Source organism: Curtobacterium sp. MCJR17_020 (genome assembly GCF_003234365.2).
Classification (GTDB): domain Bacteria; phylum Actinomycetota; class Actinomycetes; order Actinomycetales; family Microbacteriaceae; genus Curtobacterium.
In genome coordinates, this window is sequence record NZ_CP126260.1 from 2,438,798 (window position 1) to 2,460,017 (window position 21,220).

Here is a 21,220-nt window from a genome sequence, read left to right on the forward strand (position 1 = left end):
GGAGGCACGGTGCCAGCTGGCACCGTGACTCCCGTCTGTCCGTCCCCGAGTCTCGGGCCGCGCGCGCCGAGTCTCGGCCTGGGCGACAGTTCACGCGCTCCGGAGCGCGTGAACTGTCGCTCAGCGCGAGTCTCAGCCAACCGGCCCGCCAGCCAGCCAGACGGCTACGCGACCGCGTCGGCGGGCTCGCGCTTCTGCACCCGCTGCCCGACGACGGCGGACACGCCGTCCTGCCGCATCGACACCCCGTACAGGGCGTCGGCGATCTCCATCGTGCGCTTCTGGTGCGTGATGACGATGAGCTGCGAGGACTCGCGGAGCCGCTCGAACACCGTCAGCAGGCGGCCGAGGTTCGCGTCGTCGAGGGCGGCCTCGACCTCGTCCATGATGTAGAACGGCGACGGCCGCGCGGTGAAGATCGCGACGAGCAGCGCCACTGCGGCAAGGGACCGCTCGCCGCCGGACAGCAGCGTCAGGCGGTCGATCTTCTTGCCGGCGGGCTTCACCTGCACGTCGATCCCGGTGCCGAGCAGGTCGGTCGGGTCGGTGAGGTTGATCGAGCCGGAGCCGCCCGGGAACAGGATCGGGAAGATGACGTCGAAGGCGTCCTTGGTGTCGTTGAACGCCGACTCGAAGATCGTCTGCATCTTCGTGTCGAGCTCGTCGATGATCGTCATCAGGTCGGCGCGGGTCTTCTGCAGGTCCTCGAGCTGCTCGGCGAGGAACGCGTGCCGCTGCTCCAGCGCCTGGAACTCCTCGAGCGCGAGCGGGTTCACCTTGCCGAGCCGGCCGAGGTCGCGTTCGGCGGCCTGCAGGCGGCGCTCCTGCTCGGCGCGGACGTACGGCACGGTCTCGACGTCGTCGGGGTCGACCTCGTCGGTGACGTCGAACTCGGGCAGGGCGGGGCCGCCGGGCAACGTCGATTCGGCGTCGACGAGCGCCACGGTGTCGTCGCCGGGGCTGGTGTCGAGGTCCGCCGTGTCGTCGTCGCCCGGGGAGATGACGGTGTCTGTCGCGGCCTCGTTGACCGGCGCCGTGTCACCGTCCGCCGGCTCGTCGATGCCCGCCGCGGCAGCCGCCGCGCGCTCGGCGTCGCGGTGCTTCCGTGCGAGCACCCGCGGGTCCACCAGCACGTCGACCGGCACCGGCACGGTCGGCCCGTACTCGGTGACGAGCACGGGCTCGGTCAGCCCGAGGTCGCTCAGCGCCCGGTCGAGCACGCCCGACACGTGCAGCTTCTTCTCGTAGATCTCCATCTCGAGCGAGTGCACACCGTCGGTGATCGTCTGCAGCCGGTCGCGGAGCTCGCGCTCCTCGTTCCGGATCGCCTGCAGTTCGGTGTTGCGCTTCGACCGTTCGGACTCCTCGGTCGCGAGCTGCACGCGCGCCTCGGCCAGCGACCGGTCGACGGCGCCCAGCACGCCCGGCAGGTCGGCGAGGACGGCTTCGGCGGTCTCGATCTGCCCGCGGCGGATCACCGCACGACGCGCTGCTTCCTCCGCCGCCGCGCGCTCGGCCTCGAGCTGGCGTTCGAGCTGGTCGGCACGGTGCCGTTCGGCGCGGACGCGCTCGCGCACGGTCTGCACCTGGATGCGCTGCTCGACCTCGGCGGCGCGTGCGGCCTCGAGTGCGTCCTGCAGGCCCGGACGCTCGGAGGCGTCGACGACGGGACGCTCCTGCTCGGTGAACGCGCGGAGCGCCGTCTCCGCCTCCGCCAGGGCGGCGTCGACGACCTCGACGGCGCCGTCGGTCTCGGCGAGGGCAGCACGCAGGCGCTCCACCTCGGCCGCCGCGTTCTCGGCCTTCGCCCGCGTCGAGGCGCTGGCCCGGTCGTACTCGGCCGTCGCCTTCGCGTGCGCGCGGGACGCAGCGTCGGCCTCGTCCGCACGGCGGCGTGCGTCCTCGACGGCGGTGCGTGCTGCCTGGAGGCCCGTGGCTGCGTCCTCGGCGTCCGCCCTGATGGCGTCGCGTCGCGTCACGGCGTCGTCGCGCTCCGCGACGAGCTCGATCCGCGAGGTCACGCGCTCCCCGCCGCCGGTGACGCGGACGGCGCGCACGAGGTCACCGGAGCGGGTGACGACCGTCGCCTGCGGGGCGGCGGCGAGCACGGCCTCCAGGTCGAGAGTGCGCGCGTTCGCGCCCTGGTCGTCGGCAGTGTCCGCGATCAGGGTGTTCCGCAGGATCGCGGCGATCGCCGGCGGGCCCTGCACCAGGTCGAGGGCCCGGCGGACGCCGGCCGGCAGCGTGTCCGGCAGGTCCGTGGGGACGACCTCGGCGTCCGCGACGACGACGTCGATGCGACCGATGTCCGCGGAGCGGGCGTGGTCGACGGCGTCGAGCGCGACCGACCGGTCGTCGGCGAGGACGGCGTCGGCGAGCCCGTCGAGCGCGACGGCGACGGCGCCCTCGAACCCGGGCGTCACCGTGAGCGCGTCGGCCAGACGCCCGACGATCCCCGCGCGTCCGGCGTCGATGAGCGCCTGCGAACCGTCGCGGACGTCGATCGACATGCCGAGCGCCGCGACCCGCGCGTCGAGGGCGTCCCGCTCGCGCTCGAGGGCGTGCAGCCGGTCGCGCTGCTCGTCGCGGGCGGCCTGCGCGGTCTCCAGCTGCTCGCGGGCGGCCTGGAGCGTGGCGGCGAGGGCTTCGTCGTCGACGCCCTCGGACGGATCGGTGCCGAGTTCGGCGAGGGCAGCCGTCGCACGCTCGGCGCGTTCGCCCGCCTCGGCGAGGGCTCGCTGTCGACGCTCACGGTCCGCCACCGTGGACCCGCGCTTCGACCGGGCCACGTCGACGGCGTTCGCCAGCCGCTGCGCCTCGAGGTCGTGCTGCGAGACCCGGGCGGCCTGCGCGGCGATGCGTTCGTCGAGGGCGTCGAGGGCGTCACGGGCGGCCTGCACCGCGCGGGCGGTCTCGGCGGAACCGCCCTGCATCTCGTCGGCGCGGGCGGCGAGTCGATCGGCCTCGGCACGGACACCGGCGACGCGCTCCGGGGTGATCGAGGGGCCCTGCTGCGGGGTGTCAGCCTGCTGCGCCAGGAACATCAGCCGCTGGTTCGCCAGGCTGGACAGCCCGCGCAGGCGCTCCTGCACGCTCTCCAGGCGGTGCACCACGGTCCGGGCACGATCGACGTCGTCGCCGACCATGCTCTGCTCGACGTGCTGCTGGCGGACCCGGGTCTGGTCGAGTCGCTCGGTCAGGACGATTCGCTCGGACTTGCGGCCTGCCTCGACCTCTTGGTGGTCGTGCAGTTCGCGGCGCAGCCGGACGACGTCGTCGGCGAGGATGCGGGCCTTGGCGTCCCGCGCGACGGCGGCGACGGACTGGGCCTTGCGGGCGACCTCGGCCTGGCGGCCGAGCGGCTTCAGCTGGCGTCGGATCTCGCCCGCGAGGTCGGACAGGCGGGTCAGGTTCGTCTGCATCGCGTCGAGCTTCCGGAGGGTCTTCTCCTTGCGGCGACGGTGCTTCAGGATGCCGGCGGCTTCCTCGATGAAGCCGCGGCGGTCCTCCGGGGTGGCGTGCAGGACCTTGTCGAGCTGCCCCTGCCCGACGATGACGTGCATCTCGCGGCCGAGGCCGGTGTCACTCAGGAGCTCCTGCACGTCGAGCAGCCGGCAGTTCTCGCCGTTGATGGCGTACTCGCTGCCGCCGTTGCGGAACAGCGTGCGCGCGATGGTCACCTCGGAGTAGTCGATCGGCAGCAGCCCGTCGGTGTTGTCGATCGTCAGCAGCACCTGGGCGCGGCCGAGCGGCCCGCGGGTCGAGGTGCCTGCGAAGATGACGTCCTCCATCTTGCCGCCGCGCAGGGTCTTCGCCCCCTGCTCCCCCATCACCCAGGCCAGGGCGTCGACGACGTTGGACTTGCCCGAGCCGTTCGGGCCGACGATGCACGTGACGCCCGGCTCGAACGCGAACGTCGTCGGCTGCGCGAAGGACTTGAACCCCTTGATGGTCAGGCTCTTCAAGTACATGCGGTCTCCGGGTGTGCTCACGCGTGCTGCGGCGGGGCCGCTGCTGGGCTGTGCTGCTGGGCGTCAGGCTAACGCGTGCGGGCGCGGGGACGCGGTTGGCACACGGGGCAGATGTGGCTCGAACGGTTCATGAAGGCCTCGCGCACGATCGTCGTGCCGCAGCGGGGGCAGGGCTTCCCCTGCTGGCCGTAGACGTTCAGCCGCTGCGAGAAGTACCCGGACTGCCCGTTGACGTTGACGTACTGGGCATCGAAGCTCGTCCCGCCGTCCTCGAGTGCGCGCCGGAGGACACTGCGCACCTCGTGCAGCAGGCGTGCGAGGTCGGCACGGGTCAGCCGCTCGGCCGGTCGGTCGTAGTGCAGCTTCGCGGCCCAGAGGGACTCGTCGGCGTAGATGTTCCCGATGCCGCTCACGACGCCCTGGTCGAGCAGGATCCGCTTGATGCCGCTCGAACGCTTCCGGGCGACGGCGGTGAAGCGGTCGTCGTCGAACGCGGGGTCGAGCGGGTCACGGGCGATGTGCGACACCTGCTGCGGCACGCTCCGGCGCCACACGGCATCGGGGTCCGCCACGTCGACGTGCCCGGCGAACCCCGCGGGGGCGCCGTCCACCGTCGGCACCATCGCGTCGATCGCCATCGAGCCGAAGGTGCGCTGGTCGACGAACTCGAGCTCGACCGCGGGTTCGGTGGTGCCGTCGCGGTCCGTGCCGACGGGTTGCACGTCGATGAGGATGCGACGGTGCTTCGCCGCCGGTCGACCGCGGCCGAGCAGGATCTGGCCGCTCATGCCGAGGTGGGCGACGAGCGCTTCGGGTCGGTCGCCCTCGTGCTCGGGCTGCAACGGCATCCAGAGGAACTTGCCCCGACGGACCGCTGCGGCGATGGTGCGACCGGTCAGGCGCTCGGCGAAGTCCTCGGCCGGGCCGTCGTGCCGGGTGAGCGCTCGCTCGTCGACGACGTCGACGTGCAGCACCCGAGCGCCGCTGACCGCGGGTTCGAGGCCGGCGCGGACGACCTCGACCTCGGGGAGTTCGGGCACGCGGTCAGGCCGCTCGGCCGGACAGCCGGGTCCAGGCGTCGAGCGCCGCGGACATCTCGGCGGCCTTCTTGCTGGAGCCGGTGCCGACCGCGATGTCCTCGCCCTGCAGGACGACGGTCGCGCTGAAGGTCTTGTCGTGGTCCGGGCCGGTCTCGGTGACGCGGTAGGCCGGGTTGCCGAGCGAGAGGCTCGCCGCGAGCTCCTGCAGGCTCGTCTTCGGGTCCATGGCGGCGCCGAAGCGGTCCGGGTCGATCATCAGCGGCTCGACCAGGCGGAGCACCAGGTCGGTCGCCGGGTCGGGGCCCGCGGACAGGTAGGTGGCGCCGATGACGGCCTCGACGGTGTCGGCGAGGATCGACGACTTGTCGCGGCCGCCGGTCTGTTCCTCGCCCTTGCCGAGGCGCAGGTACTGGCCGAGCCCGATCATCCGGGCGATCTCGGCCAGGGCGACCGTCGACACCAGGCTGGCGCGACGCTTCGCGAGGTCACCCTCGTCGAGCTCGGGGAAGGACCGGTAGAGCTTCACGGTCACGGCCTGGCCGAGGATCGAGTCGCCGAGGAACTCGAGGCGCTCGTTGTGCTTGATGCCCCCGTGCTCGTAGGCGTACGAGCGGTGCGTCAGGGCGAGCTGGAGCAGCTCGAGGTCGATGTCGACCCCGAGCTGGCCCTGCAGACGAACGACGTCCGGCCCCACGGGGCGGGACCCCGTGGCGCCGGACGTCGTCGTCATGCGTTCGGTCCGATCAGACGTCGGCGACCTTGCGGCCCTTGTACTCCATGTACAGGGGGGTGCCGGCCGAGTCCTCGACGACCTTCGCGCGGTGCGGGAGGCTGTAGGTGACCTGACCGTTCTCGATCGTCTTGACGAGCTGGATCGGCGTGGCCTTCCACTGCGAACGACGGGCGTGCGTGTTCGCACGGGACTGCTTGCGCTTGGGAACGGCCATGGTGAATCTCTTTCGGTTGGTCGGTGGTCGGTACGGGGGCTGGCGGTGTCGGGGCCTACTCGGCCTCGGCCCGCTCCTCGCCCTCGGTGGTCTTCGTGTCGGTGGTGTCGCCGTGGGCGGCACGCTCGGCTGCTTCGAGCTGGATGCCGGTCAGGGCTGCCCAGCGCGGGTCCAGGGTCTCGTGAACGGGCTGCTCATCGAGGTCGGCCAGTCGCTCGCCCGTCACCGGGTCGAGGCCTGGGCAGTCCGGTCGGCAGACCGGCTGGAACGGCAGCGCCAGCACCACCGCATCTCGAACGACCTGTTCGCAGTCCACGTGGTCATCGCGAACGAAGAAGTCGAAATCCTCCGAGGCATCATACGCGAACAGCTCGGCGAAATCGACCTCGACGGGTTCACTGATGTCGATGAGGCAGCGCGAGCACTCCCCCGTCGCGTCGGCTGAGGCGTGACCGGACACGAGGACACCCTCGTGCAGGCCCTCGAGCCGCAGGTCGATGCGCAGCGGAGCACCTTCGCGCACCGCGATCACACCGGCTCCCAGCGCGTCCGGCACCACGATGTCGAGCGAGTGCTCGCGCATCTCGCCCGGACGGTGCGCCAGGTCGCGCACGCGCAGGGCGTAGGGGCTGTTCACGTGGGAAGACACGATCGTCAACCCTAGCGTGAACGCAGCCGAGAGTCGAGGCAGGCGGGGGTGTGTCCGCGCGTCGGGCGGCCGTGCCTCCGGCTCGGCGTGCGGCTCGGCGTGCGGCTCAGCGGGCGGCGAGGGCCGCCGCCACGGCCTTCGGCACGTAGGGGGTGACGTCACCGCCGAGCGTCGACACCTGGCGGATGAGCGAGCTCGACACGTGGGAGCGCGAGGCGTCGGGCAGCAGGAACACGGTCTCGACGTCGGCGAGGTGCCGGTTCATGATCGCCATCGGGGTCTCGTACGCGACGTCCTCGCCCGACCGCACCCCCTTGACGAGCACCTTCGCCCCGACCTGCCGGCAGTAGTCGACGAGGAGCCCGGAGGTCCACTCCCCGACCCGGACCGTTCCCGGAGTCCCGACCTCGGCCAGTGACTCCTCGATGAGCCGGACGCGGTCGACCGCCTCGAACATCGCGGGCTTCTTGTCCGGGTTGTGCACCACGAGCACGTGCACCTCGTCGAACAGCCCGGCAGCTCGTCCGATGACGTCGAGGTGCCCGAGCGTGACGGGGTCGAAGGAACCGGGGACCACCGCGATCTGCGCCATGGCAGCGACGATACCGGTCCGGGCCGGGGCGTCCGGCCCGGGGTCAGTTCTTGCCGAGGAACGCCGCGTCGGACTCGTCGAGGCGGCGCGCCAGTGCCTCGCGCAGGGCCGGGGACCCGTCGAGCTCGGGATCGGGTTCGAGGACCCGTTCGGCTTCGCCACGTGCGTCCACGATGAGGTCGGCGTGCTCGACCACGCGCAGCAGGTTGAGCGACGACCGGCCGCCCGACTGCCGCTCGCCGAGCACGTCGCCCTCGCGCCGGAGCTCGAGGTCGACCCGGGCGAGCTCGAAGCCGTCGTCCGAGGCGGACACCGCATCGACGCGCTCGCGCGAGGTGGTCTCGAGCTCGGCGGTGGTGACGAGCAGGCAGACGCCCGCCCACTGCCCGCGGCCGATGCGGCCGCGCAGCTGGTGCAGTTGGGAGACACCGAAGCGATCGGCGTCGAGCACGGCCATCATCGCGGCGTTCGGCACGTCGACACCGACCTCGATCACGGTCGTCGCGACGAGGACGTCCAGGTCGCCGGCGGCGAAGGACGTCATCACGCGGTCCTTCTCCTCCGCCGTCATCCGGCCGTGCAGCACCGCGATCCGCCGGCCGTCGAGCACGGGCATCGTGCGCATCCGCTCGGCGGTCGCGAGCACGGTCGCCGGGGCGCGCTTCGGGGCGTCGTCCTCGGATTCGGCGGGTGCGGGTTCGCCGTCGTCCTCGGCGTGGGCGTCGTCGATCGCGGGGCAGACCACGAAGGCCTGGCGCCCCTTGTCGAGTTCCTCCGCCATCCGCGACCAGATGCGGGACTCCCACCCGGGGTGCTCCGCCAGCGGGACCGTGAAGGTCTCGACGCCGGCACGGCCGGAGGGCAGCCCGGTGATCGTCGAGACCTCGAGGTCGCCGAACACCGTCATCGCGACGGTGCGTGGGATCGGGGTGGCGGTGAGCACCAGGACGTGCGGCGGGGTGGCGCCCTTGGTCCGGAGCGCTTCACGCTGCTCGACGCCGAAGCGGTGCTGCTCGTCGACGACCACGAGCCCGAGCTCGGCGAAGTCGACGCGGTCGCCGAGCAGCGCGTGCGTGCCGACGACCAGCCGGGAGCTCCCCGACGCCGCGGCGAGCAGGGCCCGTCGGCGTTCGTCGGTGGACTGCGACCCGGTCAGGATCACCGGACGGAGCTCGGCCGCCAGGTCCGGTCCGAGGAACTTCACGATGGACCGCAGGTGTTGCGCGGCCAGCACCTCGGTCGGGGCGATGAGGGCGGACTGCCCACCGGACTCCGCCACCGTGAGCATGGCGCGGATGGCCACGAGGGTCTTGCCGGAGCCGACCTCGCCCTGCACCAGCCGGTGCATCGGCCAGGTGCGGGCGATGTCGGTGTCGATCTCGGCACCGACGGCACGCTGGTCGTCGGTCAGGGTGAACGGCAGGGTGGCGTCGAAGCGCTCGAGGATGCCACCGGGAACCGCCACCCGCGGGGTCGCCGCGGTGCGTCGGGCGCGGATCCGGCGCTGCACCAGGGCGGTCTGCAGCACGAACGCCTCGCGGTAGCGCAGGGCGTCCTGCGCGCGCTTGAAGTCCGCGACCTTCTCGGGGCGGTGGAGCAGCTCGAGCGCCCGGCGGAACGGGACGAGGTCGAGCCGGCTGCGCGCCGAGGCCGGCACCGGGTCGGGCAGGTCCGGCAGGGTGTCGAGCACGATGCCCATCGACTTCGCGATCTGCCACGAGGTGAGCGACGCCGTCGCCGGGTAGATCGGGATCGGCTGCCGCGACCACCGGATCGCTTCGTCCGAACCGGGGTCGGCCGTGGCGCGGGGGTCGTCGGGGTCGAAGAGCTCGTAGTCCGGGTGGGCGAGCTGGCGGGCACCGCGGTAGTCGCTGACCTTGCCGGAGAAGATACCGCGGGCACCGGGCACCAGGTCCTTGGTGCGCCAGCCCTGGTTGAAGAACGTCAGGGTGAGCAGCCCCTTGCCGTCGCCGATCTTGGCTTCGAGGATCGATCCGCGGCGGGCACGCATCGTGCGTTCGCGGACGTCGACCACCTCGGCCACGATGGTGACCGGCTCACCGATCGCCAGGGAGTCGAGCGCCGTCAGGGCCCCGCGCTCGGCGTAACGCCGGGGTGCGTGCTCGAGGAACTCCCCCACCGTGCGGTGGCCGAACGCCTTCTGGATCGCGGACGCGGTCCGACCACCGAGCACGTTCGCGAGCCGCGCGTCGAGGGGCGCCGGACCGAGGTCGGGCGCGGCCGGCGCAGCGGGGGTTCCGGTGGTGACCACGGACACCACGGTACCGGGCACGACCGACGTGCCACGTGCCTCCCGTCCGGCCTGTGGACGACGCCGCCGGCCGATACGGTGGCTGCATGACCCGCATCATCGCCGGCGCCGCCGGCAACACGACGCTCCGTGTGCCGAAGTCCGGCACCCGGCCGACGAGCGACCGGGTGCGCGAGGCGCTGTTCTCGTCGCTCGAGGCCCGTGGGCTCGTCGACGACACCTCCGTCGCGGACCTCTACGCCGGCACCGGTGCCCTCGGGCTCGAAGCGGCGTCGCGCGGTGCGGTCGAGGTCGTGCTGGTCGACCGCGCGTCGGCCGCGGCGCAGGCGTGCCGGGCGAACGCGAAGGCCGTGCAGCTGCGGATCCCCGGGATGCGGATCGACGTGCAGCCGCAGCCGGTGCTCGGGTACCTGCGCGGGACGGTGCGCACGTTCGACCTGGTCTTCATCGACCCGCCGTACGACGTGACCGAGCACGAGATCGCCGAGGTGCTCGAGACGCTCGTGCCGCGGTTGACCGCCGGTGCCGTGGTCGTCGTCGAGCGGAGCAAGCGTTCCCCCGAACCGACGTGGCCCGCGGGGCTCGACCCGTTCAGCAAGCGCAGCTACGGCGAGACCGTGGCGTGGGAGGCCGTCGCCGCCGCCGGCTGAGCCGCGTGGGCGTGGGTGGGTGTGCGTCGCTGGGTGGGCGCGTTTCGCGACGATCCACGAGTCGATCGACGCGTGCCGTGTCGCAAGATGCGCTCGCATCGGATGCGTGCGCATCTTCCGACAGGACACCAGGTGATCGACGCGTGTTCCGTCGACAGATGCGCGCGCACTGACCGGGAGGCCCGGCTCGGCTCCGCCACGTCGCCTCCGTCCGCCGTCTGGCCGGGTGGGTCAGCCAGCGGCGCCGTCCCAGTCGGCGTAGGGGTCCCAGCCGGTCGTCGGCACCGGGGCCCCGGCGCGCAGCAGGTCCGCGTCACCGCGGTCGCGCACGACACCGATGCGGCGGAAGCCACCCGGCAGCGCAGCTTCGGCAGGGAAGGTCGCGAGCAGGCCGTGGTCTTCGCCGCCGTGCAGGGCGACCTCGTCGAGCGGGGCGTCGGCGTCGAGTTCGAGGGTCACCCGGCTCGCACGGGCGAGCCGCCCGGCGTCGATCGCCAGGCCGTCGGACAGGTCCAGCATCGCCGTCGCCCCGGCGACAGCGGCGCGGGGCCCGTCGCCGATCGGCGGCACGGGTCGGCGCTGGCGGTCGACGTCGGGATCGGCGTCCGCACCGCTCGCCACCGTCGCTGCACGGTCCGGCTCGCCCTGCGCGTCCACGCCGTCACGGAAGAGCCGTGCGAGCCCGCGGGCAGCGCGGCCGAGTTCGCCGGACACCGCCACGACGTCGCCCACACGAGCTCCTGACCGGAGCACCGGGGCGCGACCACCGAGGTCGCCGAACGCCGTCACCGCCACCGTGAAGGTCGCCGAGGTGGAGAGGTCGCCGCCGACCACACCGCAGCCGGGCGCGAGCGCGTCGACAGCGAGGCGGAAGCCGTCCGCGATGCCCTCGAGCACCGCCACGGGGGTGTCCTGCGGTGCGGCGAGGGCGATGACGAGGCCGCTCGGCACCGCACCCATCGCCGCGACGTCCGACAGGTTCGTGGCAGCGGCCTTCCAGCCGACGTCCTCGGGCGAGGACCACGCCCACCGGAAGTCCGGGCCGTGCACCATCATGTCCGTCGTCACGACGAACCGGCCGTCGGGGGCGGCGACGACGGCACAGTCGTCCCCGGGCCCGAGGAGCGGCGAGCCCGCAGGCAGCCGGCTCGTGATGCGGTCGAGGACGGCCAGCTCACCGAGCTCCCCCACGGTCGGTCCGGCCCAGGCGTCGTACGTCGCGTCCACACGAGAACGGTAGCCTGGACCGCGATGGACACCGCGCGCCGCACCCCTCGCACCCTCGCGATCGCGGGGGTCGTGATCGCCCTCGCGGCAGGGCTGACCGGGTGCACGAACGCCGTCGGCATGAGCGCGGCACCTTCCGCGAACGCAGCGGCGTGCGCGGCGGCACAGGTGCGGTTGCCCGCGACCGTGGATTCGACGTACGACCTGCGGAACACGAACGCGCAGTCCACCGCGGCCTGGGGCGACCCGGAGGCCGCGCTGTACCACTGCGGCGTGGCCGTGCCGACCGTGTCCGACCTGCCGTGCTTCTCCCTCGGGTCGGTCGACTGGATCCGCGACGACCGCGGGAAGCAGATCGTCTACACGACGTTCGGACGTTCCCCCGCGGTGCAGGTGGTCGTGGACACGTCGAAGACCGGCAGCGCGGTGCTGCAGGACATCGCGACGGCGGTGTCGACGCTGCCGAAGGACGGGCACAAGTGCCTGGACCCGTCCGACGTGCAGGGCTGACGCCCGCCGGCGGTCAGCGGACGGCGGCGCGCCCCAGCTCGATCAGCTCGGTGACCAGCTCGCCGTAGGACACACCCGAGGCCGCCCAGCAGCGCGGGTACATCGACAGCGGGGTGAACCCGGGCATCGTGTTGACCTCGTTCACGACGAAGCCGTCGTCGGTCAGGAAGCAGTCGACCCGGGCCAGCCCCGAGCCACCGATGGCGTCGAACGCACGGGCACCGATCGACCGGATCTCGTCGGTCTGCGCCTCGGTGAGCGGCGCCGGGCACAGCAGCGACTCGTCGCCACCGAGGTACTTCGACGCGAAGTCGTAGAAGCCGTCCTCGGCCACGACGATCTCACCGGGCAGGCTCGTGCGCGGCACACCGTCACGGCCCTCGAGCACGGCGACCTCGACCTCGCGGCCGACGACCCGGGGTTCGACGATCACCTTGGAGTCGTGCTCGAACGCCAGGTCCATCGCGGCGCCGAGCTCGTCGGGCCCGTCGACGCGCGAGACGCCCATGCTCGACCCGGCGCGTGCCGGCTTCACGAACAGCGGCCAGCCGTGCGCCGCGATCGTCTCGGCGACGTCGACCGGGTCGGCCGCCCACTCGCGGCGGAGCACGGTCGTCCAGGGAGCGACCCGCAGTCCGGCGTGCTCGAGGACGGCCTTCGCGACGTGCTTGTCCATCGCCAGGGCACTGGCGAGCACGCCGTCACCGACGTACGGCAGACCGGCGATCTCGAGCAGGCCCTGGATCGTGCCGTCCTCGCCGAACGGACCGTGCAGGATCGGGAACACCACCTCGACGGCGACGGTCGTGACCGAGCCGTCCGGGTGCGAGACGACGAGTTCGTTCGTCGCCGGCGAGGTCGGGAACGCCACACGCGTGCCGTTGTCGGGAACGGTCGGCAGGGAGCCGTCGCGGATCGCCCACTGCGAGGGGTCGTCGGACTGCAGCGTGAACGCGCCGTCCTTCGTGATTCCGATCGGGACGATCTCGTACTCGGTGCGGTCGACGACGTCCATGATGCCGCCGGCGGTGACGCAGCTGATCTCGTGCTCGCTCGAGCGCCCGCCGAACAGGACGGCGACGGTGGTCGTGGGAACGTCGGTTCCCTCGGGGATCGTGGGCACGGGAGTCCCTTCGTGACTCGGTGCGGGACCGGTCACTCGCCCTGGGGCTCGTCGGTCTCGGTGAGGTGCGGCGCGATGTTGCGCGGATCGAGCCTACCGGCGAGGACCTCGCCGACCTGGCTGACGATGGGCATGTCGACGCCGTTCGCGGCGGCGAGCTCGAGGATCGGTGCGACGGACGCCAGGCCCTCGGCGGTCTGGTTCATCTGCCGCACGACCTCGTCGAACCGGTACCCCTGCCCGAGCAGGCGCCCGGCGGTGTTGTTCCGGGACAACGGCGACTGGCAGGTCGCGATGAGGTCACCGAGGCCCGCGAGCCCCGACAGGGTCGACGGCTGCGCGCCGAGCGACACCGCGAACTCGGTCATCTCGGCGAGGCCGCGGGTGATGATCGACGCCTTGGTGTTCTCGCCGTAGCCGACGCCGTCGACGATGCCGATCGCCACGGCGATGAGGTTCTTCAGCACGCCGCCGAACTCGGTGCCGATGACGTCGGTGTTGATGAACGACCGGAAGTACGGGTTCGTCGCGACGGCTGCCACGGCGGTCGCGGTCTCCACGCTCGACGACGACACCACGGCGGCGGTCGGCTGCCGGCGGGCGATCTCGAGCGCCAGGTTCGGTCCGCTCGCGACGGCGATGCGGTCTTGGTCGATGCCGAGCCCCTGGAGCAGGACCTCGCTCATCCGCAGGCCGGTGCTCTTCTCGACGCCCTTCATCAGGCTGACGACGGGAACACCGGCGGGCAGGAGCTCACGGATCGCGTCGAGGTTCGAGCGCAGGGTCTGCGACGGCACCGACACGTACACCTGGGTGGCGCCGTCGAGCACCTGCTCGAGCGACGTCGACGCCGTGAGGGTGCGGGGCAGGTTGATGCCGGGCAGGTAGTCGGAGTTCCGCTTCGTCTCGGTGATCTCGCGGGCGACCTCGGGACGGCGGGCCCACACCACCGTGGAGGCACCGCCCTCGGCGAGCACCTTCGCGAACGTGGTGCCCCAGCTGCCGGCACCGATGACCGCCACGCGGGGCTTGTCGGTCGACTGCATCACCACCCGGATCGCGGCGGTGTCGAAGGCACCCGGCGCTGCGGCGACGGGGTCGGGACGATCGTCGTGCGGGCGGAGGTCACTCAAACCGGCCGGTCTCCTTCTGGTTGTTCGCCGCCGGGTCCCAGCGGGTCTTCGGGGCCTGCTCGCCACGGAGCTGCTCGAGCAGCGACGTGATGCGCTGCATGAGCAGCTCGGTTGCCTCGATCAGCATCTGCTGGTCGATCGGCCGGCCACGGTAGGCGGACAGGTCGACGGGGTCGCCGACGATGACGTCCACGCGCGACCGCGGGAACAGGCGGAGCTTGTTGGAGTAGCGCGCCATGATGCCCTGCGTGCCCCAGTGGGCCATCGGGATCAACGGCACGTCGTTCTCGAGCGCGATGCGGACGGCACCGGTCTTGCCGCGCATCGGCCACAGGTCGGGGTCGCGGGTGAGCGTGCCCTCGGGGTAGACGATGATCGCCCCACCCTGCTCGATGAGCGACCGCCCGCCGCCGAGCGGGTCGCTCAACCGGGTGCGGCCGGAGCGCTCGACCGGGATCTGGCCCATGCCGGACATGAGCTTGCCGAAGACGGGCACCTTGAACAGCGACGCCTTGGCCAGGAACCGTGGGGCCCGCCGACTGATGTAGACGGCGGTGCCCACGACCAGCGGATCGATGTTCGTGAAGTGGTTCGGGGCGAGCACGAAGGCACCGTCCGCCGGCAGGCGGTTCGGGCCGTACCAGTGGTAGTTCGACGAGAACCGGAACGTCGGGATGACGACCGACGCCACGATGCGGAACGCGGGGTTGAGCTCCCCACGCTTCCAGCGCCGTCCACGCACCGGCAGGCCGGTCGCGACCTGCACGGCGGACGCACCACGGGCCTCCCGGCCATCGCCCTGGCGCGACGGGCCGTCACCCGGACGCGACGGACCGTCACCCGGCTGCGGAACCGACACCGCGACTAACCCGCGAAGTCGAAGTCGGCGCCCAGCTTCCGCAGCTTCGGGATGAAGTGCTCGTAGCCGCGGCTGATGATGCCGACGTTGGTGATGTGGGACTCGCCGTCGGCGGTCAGCGCCGCGATGAGGTGGCTGAAGCCACCGCGGAGGTCGGGGACCCGGACGTTCGCCGCGTGCAGCGTCGTCGGACCGGTGATGACCGCGGCCTGCTCGAACGGGCGACGGGCGACACGGCGGTCGTGCCCGGGCAGCCCTTCCTTGTGGACGACGATGTCGGCGCCCATCTCGTTCAGCGCGTCGGTGAAGCCGAAGCGGTTCTCGTACACGGTCTCGTGCACGATGCTCTGCCCCTCGGCCTGGGTCAGCGCCACGACGAGCGGCTGCTGCCAGTCGGTCATGAAGCCGGGGTGCACGTCGGTCTCGATGACGACGGGCTTGAGGGTGTCGCGCTCGCGGTAGAACCGGATGCCGTCCTCTTGCACGTCGAAACCGCCGCCGACCTTGCGGAAGACGTTGAGGAACGTCATGAGCTCCTGCTGGTTCGCCCCCTCGACGAAGATGTCGCCGTCGGTGGCGAGCGCGGCGGAGGCCCAGCTGGCTGCCTCGTTGCGGTCGTTGATCGCACGGTGCGTGTAGCCGCGCAGCGACTCGACTCCCTCGATGAAGATCACGCGGTTCGGCTCGACGGACACGATCGCGCCCATCTTCTGCAGGATCGCGATGAGGTCCATGATCTCGGGCTCGATCGCCGCGTTCCGCAGCTCCGTGACGCCGGTCGCCAGGACGGACGACAACAGGACCTGCTCGGTCGCGCCGACGCTCGGGTACGGCAGCTCGATGGACGCGCCCTTCAGCCCGTCCGGAGCCGTCAGGTGGATGCCGTTGACCTGCTTGTCGACGACGGCACCCATGGCTCGGAGCGCGTCGAGGTGGAAGTCGATCGGACGGTCGCCGATGCGGCAGCCACCGAGGTCGGGGATGAACGCCTCGCCGAGCTTGTGCAGCAGCGGGCCGCAGAACAGGATCGGGATGCGGCTCGAGCCGGCGTGGGCGTCGATCTCGGCGAAGTGCGCCGACTCGACGTTGGCCGGGTCGAGGATGAGCTCGCCTCGTGCAGGATCGGTGATGCGCACGCCGTGCACCTCGAGCAGCCCACGGACGACCTTGACGTCGGAGATGTCCGGGACGTCCTTGAGGATCGACGGGGTGTCACCGAGCAGCGACGCCACCATGGCCTTGGTCGCGAGGTTCTTCGCCCCGCGGACCTCGATGCGCCCCACGAGCGGCTTGCCCCCGCGGATGACGATCTCGTCCGACTTGAGGCCCACGCGCGCCCCTGCGGCCGCTGCGTCCTGTACGAGAGAGTTCACTACTTCACCGGCAATGTCTTCGGCCGCCAACTGGAGCGGCGGGATTCGAACTCCGTGATCGAGGTCTCGTCACGGAGGGTGAGCCCGATGTCGTCGAGCCCTTCCATCAACCGCCAACGAGTGTAAGCGTCGATCTCGAAGGGGACGTCCACATCCCCGAGCGACACGCGCTGCGCCACCAGGTCCACGGTCGCCGACACCCCCGGGTTGCGCTCGATCTCGGCCCAGAGCCGCTCGACTTCCGATTCGGTCACGATCGCGGTGACCAGGCCCTGCTTGCCCGCGTTGCCCTTGAAGATGTCGGCGAAGCGAGGCGAGATGACGACCGCGAAGCCGAAGTCACGCAGTGCCCAGACCGCGTGCTCGCGGGACGAGCCGGTGCCGAAGTCCGGGCCTGCCACCAGGACCTTCGCGCCCTGGTACTCGGGCTGGTTCAGCACGAAGTCGGGGTCCTGGCGCCAGCCGGAGAACAGGGCGTCCTCGAAGCCGGTCTTCGTGACGCGCTTGAGGTAGACCGCGGGGATGATCTGGTCGGTGTCGACGTTCGACCGCTTGAGCGGGGCGGCGATGCCGGTGACGGTGGTGATCTTGTCCATCAGAAGGTCCCCTCGGTGGTGTTCGCTGTGTCGGTCACGTTCGCCAGTGCGTCGTCTGTCGCCAGGTCCCACGGGCTGGACAGCGTGCCGCGGATCGCGGTGGCGGCGGCGACGAGCGGCGACACCAGGTGGGTGCGCCCACCCTTGCCCTGGCGCCCCTCGAAGTTGCGGTTCGAGGTACTCGCGCAGCGCTCCCCCGGGGCGAGCTGGTCGGGGTTCATGCCGAGGCACATCGAGCACCCGGCGAACCGCCACTCGGCGCCGAACTCCTTGATCACGACGTCGAGCCCCTCGGCCTCGGCCTCGAGCCGGACCCGAGCGGACCCCGGCACGACCATGACCCGGACGCCGTCGGCCTTCTTGCGGCCCTGGATGATCGACGCGAAGGCCCGCAGGTCCTCGATCCGGGAGTTCGTGCACGAGCCCATGAACACCGCGTCGACGGCGATGTCCTTCATCGGGGTGCCGGCGGCGATGTCCATGTAGTCGAGGGCCCGCTGCGCAGCGGCCTGGTCGTTCGGGTCTTCGAAGTCGAGAGGCGAAGGCACGTTCTCCGACAGCGAGACGCCCTGGCCGGGGTTCGTGCCCCAGGTGACGAACGGCTCGAGGTCGTCGGCGTCGATGAAGACCTCGGCGTCGAACACGGCGTCGTCGTCGGTCGCCAGGGTGTCCCAGTACGCGACGGCGTCGTCCCAGTCGGAACCGGTCGGGGCGTGGTCGCGGCCCTGGACGTAGTCGTAGGTGATCTGGTCGGGGGCGACCATGCCGGCGCGGGCTCCGGCCTCGATCGACATGTTGCAGATCGTCATCCGGCCCTCCATCGAGAGCGCGCGGATCGCGGAGCCGCGGTACTCGAGCACGTAGCCCTGTCCGCCGCCGGTGCCGATCTTCGCGATGACGGCCAGGATGATGTCCTTCGCGGTCACACCCGGACGCAGCGTGCCCTCGACCGTGATCGCCATCGTCTTGAAGGGCTTCAGCGGCAGGGTCTGCGTCGCCAGGACGTGCTCGACCTCGGAGGTGCCGATGCCGAACGCCATCGCACCGAACGCCCCGTGGGTGCTGGTGTGCGAGTCGCCGCAGACGACGGTGATGCCGGGCATCGTCAGGCCGAGTTGCGGGCCGACCACGTGCACGATCCCCTGCTCCTTGTCGCCGAGCGAGTGCAGGCGGACCCCGAACTCCTCGCAGTTGCGGCGCAGGGTCTCGATCTGGATCCGGCTCGTCGGGTCCGCGATGGGGCGGTCGATGGCGAGCGTCGGGGTGTTGTGGTCCTCGGTCGCGATCGTCAGGTCCAGCCGGCGCACCGGACGGCCGGCCTGGCGGAGGCCGTCGAACGCCTGCGGGCTCGTGACCTCGTGCACGAGGTGGAGGTCGATGTAGAGGAGGTCCGGGTTGCCGTCCTCACCCTTGACCACGACGTGGTCGTCCCACACCTTCTCGGCGAGCGTCCTACCCATGAGCTCGACTCCCTCGTTCTCGTCGTCCGGCGCCGCTGGTGCGGCGCTGCGGTCACCGCTGACGCGGCGCGATCCGCCGACTCTACCAGGTTGGTATACCAACGCGGGCCACGGCCGCCACGTGGTGCGACGGTCGACCGGGAGGCCCGTGGCGACTCCGCGACACCCGTCGCGGTGGGAAGATGGTCGGGACATGACGACACCTGCGCACTCGACCCGGACGATCAACCTCGAGGGCGCGGCACGCGCAGCGATCGCGGGCGGTGCACCACTGGCGCTGCTCATCGCCCTCGGGATGCCGGGCTACGCCGCGTTCGCGATGTTCGCCGGCTTCACCGCGATCTTCGGGGCCACCGAGCCGTACCGGCAGCGCGCCGTCACCACCGGCGTCGCGGGTGCGCTGCAGACCCTGTGCATGTTCGCGGGCATCGGTGCCGCCCTGCTCGGCTCCCCGCTCTGGTTGCAGGCGACCGGGCTCGTCGTGGTGCTCGTCATCGCGGTCTGCACCCTGTCGAGCCTGCGGACGATCCCCGCGCAGCCGATCTTCCCCGTGTTCGCGTTCGTGGTCTCCGCCCTCGTGCCGCTGCAGCCCGCGGACGTCCCGCTCGTCGCGACGATCATCGTCTGCTCGGTCGTGTGGGCGTGGCTCGTCGCGATGTCCGGGTTCGTCATCCGGCACGTGTGGCACCCGCACGCCCCGCACCGGTTCCGGCCACTGGCACCGCTCAAGGAGCGCGGCTTCGGCATCCTCCACACGGCCGCGCTGTGGGAGACCGTGGCGCTCAACGTCGTGGGGTCGCTCGTCGCCGGTGCGGTGGCGTCGACCATCCCCTGGCTCGGGCACCCGTACTGGGCCGTCATCGCGGTGGTGTCGACCCTGCCCGCACTCCGCCAGCGGCACACCGTGATCCGGGCGTTCCAGCGGTTCATCGGCACGATCGGTGGCACCGTGATCGCCGTCGGGATCCTGCTGCTCGAGCCTTCGGCGTGGTGGATCGTCGTCATCGCCGTCGTGGGGCAGTTCTTCGCGGAGATCTTCGTCGCCCGGAACTACGCCGTCTGTCTGCTGTTCCTGACCCCGCTCGCCCTCGCCGTGTCGTGGCTGAGCCTGCCCGAGGCTCCAGAACTGCTCGCACTCGACCGGGTGGCGCAGACCACCCTCGGTGCGCTCGTCAGCGTCGGGCTGTTGTTCGTGGGGCGTGCGATCGAGCGGCGCCGCGGCCGTGCCCTCGGCGCCACGAGCGCGATCCGTACCGTCTGAGTACCTGGAGACCCGTGCCGTACCTGGTCGTTCCGGGCATACCTGACCATTCCTTCTGACCAGGTACGCCCGATTCCACCGACCATCGCGCGCGTTCGGGGGGAGAACGGACGCGTCAGTCGCGGGGCTGGATGTTCCAGGCGTCGATGACCGGGCGGCCGTGCTCGTAGCCGAGGACGCTGACCGATGCGGTGCCGAGCTTCAGCACGGCACCGTCCTGCGGCGCGAGCCGGATCCACGCGGCGCCGAGGGCACGCAGCACGTGGCCGTGGGCGATGAACACGACGTCCTGCCCCTCGGCGAGCACCGGACGAGCGCGGTTCAGGATGCGCTCGACGCGGACCCGGACCTCGGCGGCGTTCTCACCGGGGGTGTCACCGGCGGGCACTCCGTCGGTCCAGAGGTCCCACGGCCCGTGGCGCAGCACCTTGATCTGCGGGGTGGTGAGACCCTCGTACGCGCCGTAGTCCCACTCGTACAGGTCCTCGTCGAGCTCGGGGTCGACGCCGATCAGGTGCGCGGTGTCGCGCGCACGCTGCAGCGGACTCGACAGGGCCAGCGCGAACGAGCGGTCGGCCAGGTACCGGCCGGCGCGCTTCGCCTGCTCGACACCGTTGTCCGTCAGCGGGATGTCGGTGCGGCCGGTGTGCTGCCCGCTCTTCGACCACTCCGTCTCTCCGTGACGGACGAGGACGAGTTCGCCGGGGCGTTCCGAGGTCATGAGTTCCTTCCGATCCAGAGGCCGAGCGCAGCTGCGCCGACCGAGACGACGAGCATCCCGAGGCCGTGCAGGACGGCGAGCCGGGGCTTGCCGGATCGGAGGAGCTGGACGGTCTCGACGCTCGCCGTCGAGAACGTCGTGTACCCACCCATCATGCCCGTCCCGAGCACCGCGACCGCCGGGAGCGGGATCGTCCCGGCCTGCCCGAGGCCGGTGAGCAGGCCGAGGACGAGCGATCCGGACACGTTGATGAGCACGGTCCCGAGCGGGAAGCCGGCAGTCCGCGAACGGGACGTCCGCGTCTTGACGAGTCCGTCGAGCAGGAACCGGAGCGCTGCTCCGACTCCCCCGCCGACGGCGACGAGCAGCAGGTCGAGCGGGTTCACGACGCGCCTCCGTCCAGGCCGGTCGACGGTGGTCGGAGCCGCCCGGCAATCCAGATCCCGAGGGCGACGGCGCCGAGCCCGAGGACGACGGACAGCAGTGCGTACCCGCTGCCCGCACCCCACCGGCCGACGTCGATCAGCTGCGCGGTGTCGTCGGCGAGCGTGCTGTACGTCGTGAAGCCGCCGAGCACGCCGGTGCCGACGAACAGCCGGAGCGTGCGGCGCCCCTCGACGTCGGGCCCACGCATCGCGAGCGCCTCGAGCAGGAGCCCGAGACAGAAGGCGCCGACGACGTTGATCGCGAGGATCACCCAGCTGATGCCGTCGTGGCCGGGGAACGCCTCGGCGAGCAGTGCGCGGATCGCGGTCCCGATCGCCCCGCCGAGCGCGACGAGGGCGAGGAAGCGCCAGCGGAGGTGCGGCGGTCGCGCATCGGTCATCGGTACTCCT

At 71.6% G+C, this 21,220-nt stretch carries 20 protein-coding genes; 3 read left to right on the top strand and 17 right to left on the bottom strand.

Annotated elements, in window-relative coordinates:
- Window positions 1-164: 164 nt before the first annotated feature.
- From DEJ14_RS11495 to DEJ14_RS11525, 7 genes are all read right to left on the bottom strand, one after another.
- A complete protein-coding gene (locus tag DEJ14_RS11495) occupies window positions 165-3,971 on the bottom strand; it encodes an AAA family ATPase (RefSeq protein WP_111086056.1) in 3,807 nt (1,268 codons plus the stop codon).
- A gap of 68 nt (window positions 3,972-4,039) precedes the next feature.
- Complete coding sequence (mutM, locus tag DEJ14_RS11500) at window positions 4,040-5,011, bottom strand: bifunctional DNA-formamidopyrimidine glycosylase/DNA-(apurinic or apyrimidinic site) lyase (RefSeq protein WP_111086055.1); 972 nt, start codon at window positions 5,009-5,011, stop codon at window positions 4,040-4,042.
- Window positions 5,012-5,015: 4 nt separating this feature from the next.
- Window positions 5,016-5,741, bottom strand: coding sequence for a ribonuclease III (gene rnc / locus DEJ14_RS11505; RefSeq protein WP_258373317.1), 726 nt, complete (start codon window positions 5,739-5,741; stop codon window positions 5,016-5,018).
- Between the two features lie 13 nt (window positions 5,742-5,754).
- Window positions 5,755-5,958, bottom strand: coding sequence for a 50S ribosomal protein L32 (gene rpmF / locus DEJ14_RS11510; protein ID WP_017888273.1), 204 nt, complete (start codon window positions 5,956-5,958; stop codon window positions 5,755-5,757).
- Window positions 5,959-6,013: 55 nt separating this feature from the next.
- Window positions 6,014-6,595, bottom strand: a complete 582-nt coding sequence (locus tag DEJ14_RS11515) for a YceD family protein (protein ID WP_111086054.1) — start codon at window positions 6,593-6,595, stop codon at window positions 6,014-6,016.
- 118 nt (window positions 6,596-6,713) lie between these two features.
- Window positions 6,714-7,199, bottom strand: coding sequence for a pantetheine-phosphate adenylyltransferase (coaD, locus tag DEJ14_RS11520; protein WP_111086053.1), 486 nt, complete (start codon window positions 7,197-7,199; stop codon window positions 6,714-6,716).
- A 43-nt stretch (window positions 7,200-7,242) separates the two neighbouring features.
- Window positions 7,243-9,471 carry an ATP-dependent DNA helicase RecG gene (locus DEJ14_RS11525; RefSeq protein ID WP_111086099.1) on the bottom strand — a complete coding sequence of 743 codons (2,229 nt, stop codon included), beginning with the start codon at window positions 9,469-9,471 and terminating at the stop codon, window positions 7,243-7,245.
- Window positions 9,472-9,557: 86 nt separating this feature from the next.
- Here DEJ14_RS11525 and DEJ14_RS11530 point away from each other — a divergent pair, with 86 nt between their 5' ends.
- A complete protein-coding gene (locus DEJ14_RS11530) occupies window positions 9,558-10,121 on the top strand; it encodes an RsmD family RNA methyltransferase (RefSeq protein WP_111086098.1) in 564 nt (187 codons plus the stop codon).
- Between the two features lie 231 nt (window positions 10,122-10,352).
- On the opposite strand, the gene thiL is transcribed toward DEJ14_RS11530, so the two are convergent.
- A complete protein-coding gene (gene thiL, locus DEJ14_RS11535) occupies window positions 10,353-11,348 on the bottom strand; it encodes a thiamine-phosphate kinase (protein ID WP_111086052.1) in 996 nt (331 codons plus the stop codon).
- Window positions 11,349-11,372: 24 nt separating this feature from the next.
- On the opposite strand from thiL, the gene DEJ14_RS11540 reads away from it, so the two are divergent.
- Complete coding sequence (locus DEJ14_RS11540) at window positions 11,373-11,858, top strand: DUF3515 family protein (RefSeq protein WP_111086051.1); 486 nt, start codon at window positions 11,373-11,375, stop codon at window positions 11,856-11,858.
- A 13-nt stretch (window positions 11,859-11,871) separates the two neighbouring features.
- Here the strand turns inward: DEJ14_RS11540 and DEJ14_RS11545 are convergent, their stop codons facing one another.
- From DEJ14_RS11545 to leuC, 6 genes are all read right to left on the bottom strand, one after another.
- Complete coding sequence (locus DEJ14_RS11545; RefSeq protein WP_284179159.1) at window positions 11,872-12,981, bottom strand: D-alanine--D-alanine ligase family protein; 1,110 nt, start codon at window positions 12,979-12,981, stop codon at window positions 11,872-11,874.
- Between the two features lie 32 nt (window positions 12,982-13,013).
- Complete coding sequence (locus tag DEJ14_RS11550) at window positions 13,014-14,027, bottom strand: NAD(P)H-dependent glycerol-3-phosphate dehydrogenase (RefSeq protein ID WP_111086095.1); 1,014 nt, start codon at window positions 14,025-14,027, stop codon at window positions 13,014-13,016.
- A gap of 79 nt (window positions 14,028-14,106) precedes the next feature.
- On the bottom strand, window positions 14,107-14,880 hold the full coding sequence (locus DEJ14_RS11555) for a lysophospholipid acyltransferase family protein (protein ID WP_111086096.1): 774 nt from the start codon (window positions 14,878-14,880) through the stop codon (window positions 14,107-14,109).
- A 98-nt stretch (window positions 14,881-14,978) separates the two neighbouring features.
- On the bottom strand, window positions 14,979-16,346 hold the full coding sequence (gene murA / locus DEJ14_RS11560; RefSeq protein WP_111086050.1) for a UDP-N-acetylglucosamine 1-carboxyvinyltransferase: 1,368 nt from the start codon (window positions 16,344-16,346) through the stop codon (window positions 14,979-14,981).
- Entirely contained in the window at window positions 16,346-16,942 is a 597-nt protein-coding gene (gene leuD / locus DEJ14_RS11565) for a 3-isopropylmalate dehydratase small subunit (protein ID WP_111086049.1), read from the bottom strand. The genes murA and leuD overlap by 1 nt, the downstream gene beginning before the upstream one ends.
- On the bottom strand, window positions 16,942-18,402 hold the full coding sequence (gene leuC, locus DEJ14_RS11570) for a 3-isopropylmalate dehydratase large subunit (RefSeq protein ID WP_111086048.1): 1,461 nt from the start codon (window positions 18,400-18,402) through the stop codon (window positions 16,942-16,944). Before leuC ends, leuD begins: the two co-directional genes overlap by 1 nt.
- 193 nt (window positions 18,403-18,595) lie before the next feature.
- Between leuC and DEJ14_RS11575 the strand changes: the two genes are divergently transcribed.
- Window positions 18,596-19,663: an FUSC family protein gene (locus DEJ14_RS11575; protein WP_181437583.1), complete on the top strand. Its 1,068-nt coding sequence runs from the start codon at window positions 18,596-18,598 to the stop codon at window positions 19,661-19,663.
- Window positions 19,664-19,778: 115 nt separating this feature from the next.
- On the opposite strand, the gene DEJ14_RS11580 is transcribed toward DEJ14_RS11575, so the two are convergent.
- Genes DEJ14_RS11580 through DEJ14_RS11590 form a run of 3 tightly spaced genes read right to left on the bottom strand, consistent with a single transcriptional unit; the run spans window position 19,779 to window position 21,210 of the window.
- On the bottom strand, window positions 19,779-20,384 hold the full coding sequence (locus DEJ14_RS11580) for a histidine phosphatase family protein (RefSeq protein WP_111086046.1): 606 nt from the start codon (window positions 20,382-20,384) through the stop codon (window positions 19,779-19,781).
- Window positions 20,381-20,770: a fluoride efflux transporter CrcB gene (gene crcB / locus DEJ14_RS11585; protein WP_111086045.1), complete on the bottom strand. Its 390-nt coding sequence runs from the start codon at window positions 20,768-20,770 to the stop codon at window positions 20,381-20,383. Before crcB ends, DEJ14_RS11580 begins: the two co-directional genes overlap by 4 nt.
- Complete coding sequence (locus DEJ14_RS11590; RefSeq protein ID WP_111086044.1) at window positions 20,767-21,210, bottom strand: fluoride efflux transporter FluC; 444 nt, start codon at window positions 21,208-21,210, stop codon at window positions 20,767-20,769. Before DEJ14_RS11590 ends, crcB begins: the two co-directional genes overlap by 4 nt.
- Between the last annotated feature and the right edge of the window lie 10 nt (window positions 21,211-21,220).

Bases quoted from the DNA above. Each gene is read 5' to 3' on its own strand.
- DEJ14_RS11495 (WP_111086056.1), bottom strand. From the start codon at position 3,971: ATGTACTTGAAGAGCCTGACCATCAAGGGGTTCAAGTCCTTCGCGCAG.
- rnc (WP_258373317.1), bottom strand. From the start codon at position 5,741: ATGACGACGACGTCCGGCGCCACGGGGTCCCGCCCCGTGGGGCCGGAC.
- rpmF (WP_017888273.1), bottom strand. From the start codon at position 5,958: ATGGCCGTTCCCAAGCGCAAGCAGTCCCGTGCGAACACGCACGCCCGT.
- coaD (WP_111086053.1), bottom strand. From the start codon at position 7,199: ATGGCGCAGATCGCGGTGGTCCCCGGTTCCTTCGACCCCGTCACGCTC.
- DEJ14_RS11530 (WP_111086098.1), top strand. From the start codon at position 9,558: ATGACCCGCATCATCGCCGGCGCCGCCGGCAACACGACGCTCCGTGTG.
- DEJ14_RS11540 (WP_111086051.1), top strand. From the start codon at position 11,373: ATGGACACCGCGCGCCGCACCCCTCGCACCCTCGCGATCGCGGGGGTC.
- DEJ14_RS11550 (WP_111086095.1), bottom strand. From the start codon at position 14,027: ATGCAGTCGACCGACAAGCCCCGCGTGGCGGTCATCGGTGCCGGCAGC.
- leuD (WP_111086049.1), bottom strand. From the start codon at position 16,942: ATGGACAAGATCACCACCGTCACCGGCATCGCCGCCCCGCTCAAGCGG.
- leuC (WP_111086048.1), bottom strand. From the start codon at position 18,402: ATGGGTAGGACGCTCGCCGAGAAGGTGTGGGACGACCACGTCGTGGTC.
- DEJ14_RS11575 (WP_181437583.1), top strand. From the start codon at position 18,596: ATGACGACACCTGCGCACTCGACCCGGACGATCAACCTCGAGGGCGCG.
- DEJ14_RS11580 (WP_111086046.1), bottom strand. From the start codon at position 20,384: ATGACCTCGGAACGCCCCGGCGAACTCGTCCTCGTCCGTCACGGAGAG.
- DEJ14_RS11590 (WP_111086044.1), bottom strand. From the start codon at position 21,210: ATGACCGATGCGCGACCGCCGCACCTCCGCTGGCGCTTCCTCGCCCTC.